The following is a 5,661-nucleotide window of genomic DNA, read 5'->3' as shown; positions in this document are numbered from 1 at the left end:
CGGCCCGCCATCGCCCGCATCTGGTCCGGGTCGGTCATAAAACGCGTAGGCATCTGAATGTCTCCTTACTGATGTGCATACGAAATTCCAGTCGCTGTGGTCGGGAGCGAAAATGAATGCACCTCCTCCTGTCACACCGGAGCCGCTGCCTGCCCATTGGTGGGCACGTAGACGATGGCGGGCGTGTAGCCGGGGGCCGGCGGAGGAAGTCCAGGGGGTATTGGATACCCCGCTGGGGTCTGCGGGGATGCCGGGGTTGGCGGGTATCCGGCAGCCGGCGAGCGTGCCACCACGGCGAGGCGCGGTCCGTACTTCGCAGCGGTTATCCCGCCTGGAGCCGCTGCGGCGGCGGCCGGTAGCCCGCCCATCATGAGTGGTAGTCCAGCGGCCAGTGGTACCGCACCTGCGGCGCCGAGGTTGACGCCTGGTGCTGCCAACGGAACGCTACCCAGCATCGCCGCCGGAGCTGTCGCGGCCCAGCCCCAGCTCGGCGGCACTGATAATCCTCCGACTGTGGCCGCTTGACCTAGCCCTGCCAGACCACCCCATCCTGCAAAACCACCGACGCCTCCAGCGAACCCTGAGCCCAGCGCACCCTCAGCGGCCGCGCCGGCAGCTGCACCTGCGGCTATGGGCGCGGCTGCGCCCGCACCCGCGGCTATGGGTGCGGCCGCGGCGGCGGGATTCACAAGGGCGCTGTTCAGTGGGCCTGTGTACGAGGCGAGAAGTGGCCCCAGTGCGTTGGCCCCCAAAAACATGCCGAAAAAGCCAGGGAGAGCCGCATATGAGGAAACCACGCTGGAGGCGATGCCTCCGAGCGAGAAACCGGACGACGCGGAACCAAGCGCTCCCAGGGGCCCTGTCGTGGTTGGGGACGACGCGGAGGAAGACCCACCTGAAAGCCCACTCAGGATTCCCGAAAGTCCCGGTGTCGGCGACGTCGACGAACTGGGCGACGCGAGGCTCTGTAGCGTCGTGGGAACCGTGGACATCAGCTGCGACAGCGTTGACTGCACGCCCGTGCCGGTCGACGTGCTGGCGACCTGGGCACCCGTGGCCCCCTGCGCGGCCAACCCGGCCGCGTTGGTGGTCTGCGGCGCCGGGGTGAACGACGTCATTTTCGCGGTAGTTGCCGCCGAATTCGCGGCATAGCCATACATCGCCGCGGCGTCCTGGGCCCACATTTCGCCGTATTGGGCCTCGGTCGCCGCGATCGCCGGAGTGTTTTGCCCGAAAATGTTGGTCGCAACCAGCGAAGCCAGCTGAGCACGGTTGGCCGCGATCACTGGCGGCGGCACCGTCATCGCAAACGCCCCCTCATAGGCGCCCGCCGCCGCTTGGGCCTGGGTGGCTGCCAGCTCAGCCTGCCCGGCGGTGGCACTCATCCACGCCGCGTAGGGTGCGGCCGCGGCCGCCATCGCAGTTGAGGACGGCCCTAGCCACGGCCCGCTGGTCAGACCCGAGATCACCGACGTGTAAGCGGCAGCGCCCGAATGCAATTCGGCGGCCAACCCCTGCCAGGCGGCTGCGGCGGCCAGCAATGACCCCGGCCCTGGACCTGCATACATCCGGGCGGAGTTGATCTCCGGTGGCAACGCCCCGAAATCCATCGCTGGCGCTTTTGCAGCTCAGAGAACCGCTGCGGCGTTTGCGGCTTCGGTAGCCGCGTACGAACCGGCGCTGATCCCGAGGGTGCTCACGAATAATTCGTGAATCGCGGTGGCTTGGGCCCCGATCGCCTGGTACATCTGGGCGTGTGCGGCAAATTGGGCCGCCGTCAGCGCCGAGACCTCGTCCGCCGCCGCGGGAACCACGGCGGTCGTCGGGCCTGCCGCCGCCATATTCCCCGCGGCCATTGCCGAGCCGATGCCTTGCAGGTGTCCGGCCGCGAAGGTCAGCAGTGCCGGCTGTGTGGTCACAAAAGACATGTGCTCCTCCTAACGGAAGCGGGCCGCGCCGGAAGCCGGCAGCGGCTATTCGCAGTGCCTGGGTGTGGTCGTGGGTGTATACCGACGTTGCATCCAATAGGTAAAATACATACTATCGGTCGCATTGTAAAGCGATATTCTGCATATATAGTCTTCACTAGCCACTTGGGCATGTAAAAGCACCAAAACTCACAAGGTGGCAGAGACTTCCGACCATGAAATCCGACCCGGGGAGGTGCGCCGCTACGAGGTGGGGTCAGCATGCTGTCGGGTGTCCAGCAAGGCAACAGCGACCATCGGTACGATCCAGCTCTTGCCGATGATCGCTGGCCGCGGGGAACCGGGTGGCCATCGATCTGCACATGGGCGTCGATCGCCACGAGTACACGCCCGCCATAGCGGTCGCAATGCCCGGCGGGCCGGCCGAGACAGTTGTCGTGCCACGGACCGCGACTTACAGCATCGCGGAGCTTGGACGGTTCGCCCGCTGCGCCAATCGAACTAGTACAGTCGGACGCATTCGTGCGCGCCTAAAGAACATTGTCACCGAATCGTCTGGGCGACTATGAAAGGCGAATCTTCAGACCGCCATGGTGGTCCATTCGCACCGCTGCGGCGTTGTCCGTCAGCGACTGATTGCACGAGTCCACAATCGGGCGAGGCGTTTTCCGCCTTCGGCATGTTCAGCCCGGCCGGATGCAAGATATAGAACCCCGCCGACGACAAAGTCGGTTCACCCTCTCTGCGCCGAGAGGGTCGAGCCCTAGCGCACTATCGTTCTGTCCATCCACAGCCGCTCGGTCAAATTCTCAAACGTCACCAGCAGCACCGGATCGTCGCTACGCATCAGCGCCGACTTGCTCATCTTGGCGCGCACCGTCCAACCCTCATGATGCTGCAACTCGACCATATTCGGCGGTGCATACACGTCCGAAAGCGCATATAGCGTCTCCAGCGCCGTACGGGAAACCTGAGGTAAAGCCAATCCGGCTAGGCTTTCCTGCCGGTAGCCCATCATCTCTGCAAACGCCGTATTCGCGAACAAGATGACGCCGTCTCGCGCCATGGCGAGCGAAGGAACCGGCATCCGCTCCAGGAGCACCACGGCAGGCAACCGCGTCAGGATGTCTATCGGTGAGTCGCCCGGGCTCCCGTTACGCCGCCGCTCAAGCCGCGGATTGGCGGCCATGCCAGCCCCAGCGGCCTGGTGCTTGTTCGAGCACCCCGCACATAGCCGCGTCCTCGAGACGGAGGGAGCAGATGCCAGTATTTCCGGCTGCGTGGTCGCCAACGACATGTGCTCCTCCAGGCAAGCAGGCCGACACGGAGGCGCACGGTCATCCCGCGAGCCCGCGGCGCCGATATACCGGCGATGTACTTAAATAGGGAATGTACATACTTACCGAACTTATGTAAAGGTTTATGACACTTCTAGTACTACAAACTTTAAGTATCCTAGGTAAGATGAATAAGTGGGGGACGCTAGGTGGAGAGAAGCCTGCGGACGGACGGAAGACTCCGATGGACACAGCGCAACGCCCAGCCTGGTCAGCACTGGGTGCAGACTCGGCAGGTCATCGTCCCCTATCATCGACGGGACCGACTCGGCGGCAAAATCGCGTTGACGGAAGCGATTCCGCCGCTCGGCGACGGCAACGAGACAGGGGTGACGATGACTGAGGCCGGCGAGCGGCGAGCCGACAGCACACGCCAACGGCTCATCGCCGCCGCATCACGCCAGTTCGCTCACCGCTCGTACAGCATGGTCAGCCTCGATGACATCCTGGCAGACGCCGAACTCACCAAAGGTGCCATGTATTTTCACTTCCCGTCTAAGCAAGCACTGGCGTTGGCGATCGTTGACGACCTCAGCGAAATGACTCGTGCGGCAGTCAGAGACACGCTTGCCCGCAGAATGTCGGGACTAGAAACACTGATCGACCTTTTCTACTTGCTCTCCGTTCAAGACATCCAACACGAAGTGGCCCGAGCCGGCGCCCGACTGCTCGAAACGCTGGATAACACAACCGCCGTGCCGGCCAGACTGTGGCACGCATGGATCAAGTTCGTTACCACCGTCATCGAAAAAGCGGTCGCCGACGGCGACGTCGTTGATCACACCGATCCTGACGACATCGCCAAAATGCTGGTGGCGCTGTGGGCGGGTATGCGCCGAATCAGCGATCTCGGCCAACCGGAGCACCACCTCGATAACCTGCAAAGAGCATGGATACTGGCACTACCCAGCTTCACAAATCCTGATCGAATCGATTACTTCGTCCAATTCATCAAACGACGCCATGCACTGGCTGTGAAAAAGGTTTCTCAGGCGCCCTCACTAGACACCACATCACCGCCGCCGCCTAACTGCATACCGACCGCCAGTCCCACCGCTGTTGGCCTTCAGCCAGGGACAGCCGGATAGCTAGCAGAAATTGGCAAAGCGCAAACACACGTCTACCGCACTGCGGAGGTCGAGGGACGATGGTGCCCCAAGCCCGGTCTGAAACCACCCGCCAAAGAATTCTCGATGCCGCCATAGATCTGTTCAGCGAGGTCGGGTACGCGGCCGCAGGGCTAGGCGAGATCATCGAGCGTGCGGGAATGACCAAAGGTGCCCTCTACCACCACTTCGACTCCAAAGAAGCGCTGGCAACCGCCATCATCGAACAAGGCACCACAATGACCCGCGGCGTGTTCGAACACGTCTGCCAATCGCCCTCGCCTGCACTCGAGAACATGATCCACGGGGTCTTCGTCGTCACAGACCTCCTTGTGTCCGACAAAACAGCCCACACTGCCGAGCAACTCACCCGCGGGCTGGCGGAATTCAACAGCACGGCCTCCCAGGTCTGGAGCAGCCGGTTGGACACGATGACAACCCAGGCCAACCGCGCAAGCGCTGAAGGCGACGTTCGCGAAGGGCTTGATCCCGACCTGGTTAGCGAATCAATCCTCAACGCCATGCTCGGCGCGGAGTTGCTATCCATGACAGCAGACCGCAACGATCACATCGAACGGCTAACCCGCTCCCTCGAACTTCTCCTTCCGGCAATCGTCGCCGATGCATCACTGGCCTACTTCCGTGAGTTCCTTGCCCGCGAGTCCCTACGCCGCCGGCCAGGTAACTAGTCCACCTGAGTGGACCTCACCGCCGGCACCTTCGTTAGCATCCCGCCCTATCATTTCTCAAACGTCACCAACACCGCGTTGCTACATCGCCGCTGACGATTGTGGTTGCCGTTCTCAGACGTGGGCGAGTGCAGACGCCTGGTGATCGAGGCTCGCCCGCAGCCAGTCGACGGTGCGACTGATGCCTTCGGTCAGTTTGGTTTCGGGCTTCCAGCCCAGTACCCGGCGCGCCCGGGTTGGGTCCAGGGCACTCGCATGCACCTCGCCGGTACGGGACCCGGCGTGATCGGGTGGCCCCGAGACGCCGACTTCCGCTGCGACCAGCTGGTGCAGCTCGGTGAGCGTCGTCTGTACGCCGGTGCCGATATTAAAAGTGCCGGTCGTCGTGATTGGCGCATGCGCGGCGCACACAAAGGCAGTTACGACGTCATCGATGTAAACGTAGTCTCGGGTTGCGCTGCCGTCGCCGTAGATAGTCGTCGTTCGGCCGGAGATCATCGCACTGGCGAAGAGCGTGATCACGCTCGCTTTCCGATGCGGGTCTTGGCGTGTTGACCGGCACTCAGGGTGAGCATGATGGCGGCGTTGATGGTGAGGATGT

6 protein-coding genes are annotated in these 5,661 nt (G+C 62.9%); 2 read left to right on the top strand and 4 right to left on the bottom strand.

Going from position 1 to position 5,661, the window contains the following annotated elements:
* Positions 1–131: 131 nt before the first annotated feature.
* The 3 genes from ACFE99_RS22105 to ACFE99_RS22095 all read right to left on the bottom strand — a co-directional run bounded on the left by ACFE99_RS22105 (position 132) and on the right by ACFE99_RS22095 (position 3,015).
* A complete protein-coding gene (locus tag ACFE99_RS22105; protein ID WP_375488590.1) occupies positions 132–1,610 on the bottom strand; it encodes a PPE family protein in 1,479 nt (492 codons plus the stop codon).
* 18 nt (positions 1,611–1,628) lie between these two features.
* Positions 1,629–1,928: a PE family protein gene (locus ACFE99_RS22100; protein WP_375488588.1), complete on the bottom strand. Its 300-nt coding sequence runs from the start codon at positions 1,926–1,928 to the stop codon at positions 1,629–1,631.
* Between the two features lie 763 nt (positions 1,929–2,691).
* On the bottom strand, positions 2,692–3,015 hold the full coding sequence (locus tag ACFE99_RS22095; RefSeq protein ID WP_375488592.1) for a PAS domain S-box protein: 324 nt from the start codon (positions 3,013–3,015) through the stop codon (positions 2,692–2,694).
* A 471-nt stretch (positions 3,016–3,486) separates the two neighbouring features.
* On the opposite strand from ACFE99_RS22095, the gene ACFE99_RS22090 reads away from it, so the two are divergent.
* Both ACFE99_RS22090 and ACFE99_RS22085 read left to right on the top strand, forming a co-directional pair.
* On the top strand, positions 3,487–4,353 hold the full coding sequence (locus tag ACFE99_RS22090; RefSeq protein ID WP_375488586.1) for a TetR family transcriptional regulator: 867 nt from the start codon (positions 3,487–3,489) through the stop codon (positions 4,351–4,353).
* A 59-nt stretch (positions 4,354–4,412) separates the two neighbouring features.
* Complete coding sequence (locus ACFE99_RS22085) at positions 4,413–5,060, top strand: TetR family transcriptional regulator (RefSeq protein WP_375488584.1); 648 nt, start codon at positions 4,413–4,415, stop codon at positions 5,058–5,060.
* Positions 5,061–5,174: 114 nt separating this feature from the next.
* Here the strand turns inward: ACFE99_RS22085 and ACFE99_RS22080 are convergent.
* Positions 5,175–5,661 (bottom strand): GDP-mannose 4,6-dehydratase (locus ACFE99_RS22080; RefSeq protein WP_375488582.1); only part of this gene is annotated, 487 nt, incomplete at its 5' end.

It is taken from the genome of uncultured Mycobacterium sp. (assembly GCF_964249325.1).
Taxonomy (GTDB): domain Bacteria; phylum Actinomycetota; class Actinomycetes; order Mycobacteriales; family Mycobacteriaceae; genus Mycobacterium.
The sequence above is the reverse complement of the archived record's forward strand: the minus strand, read 5'-3'. Positions and strand labels throughout refer to the sequence as shown.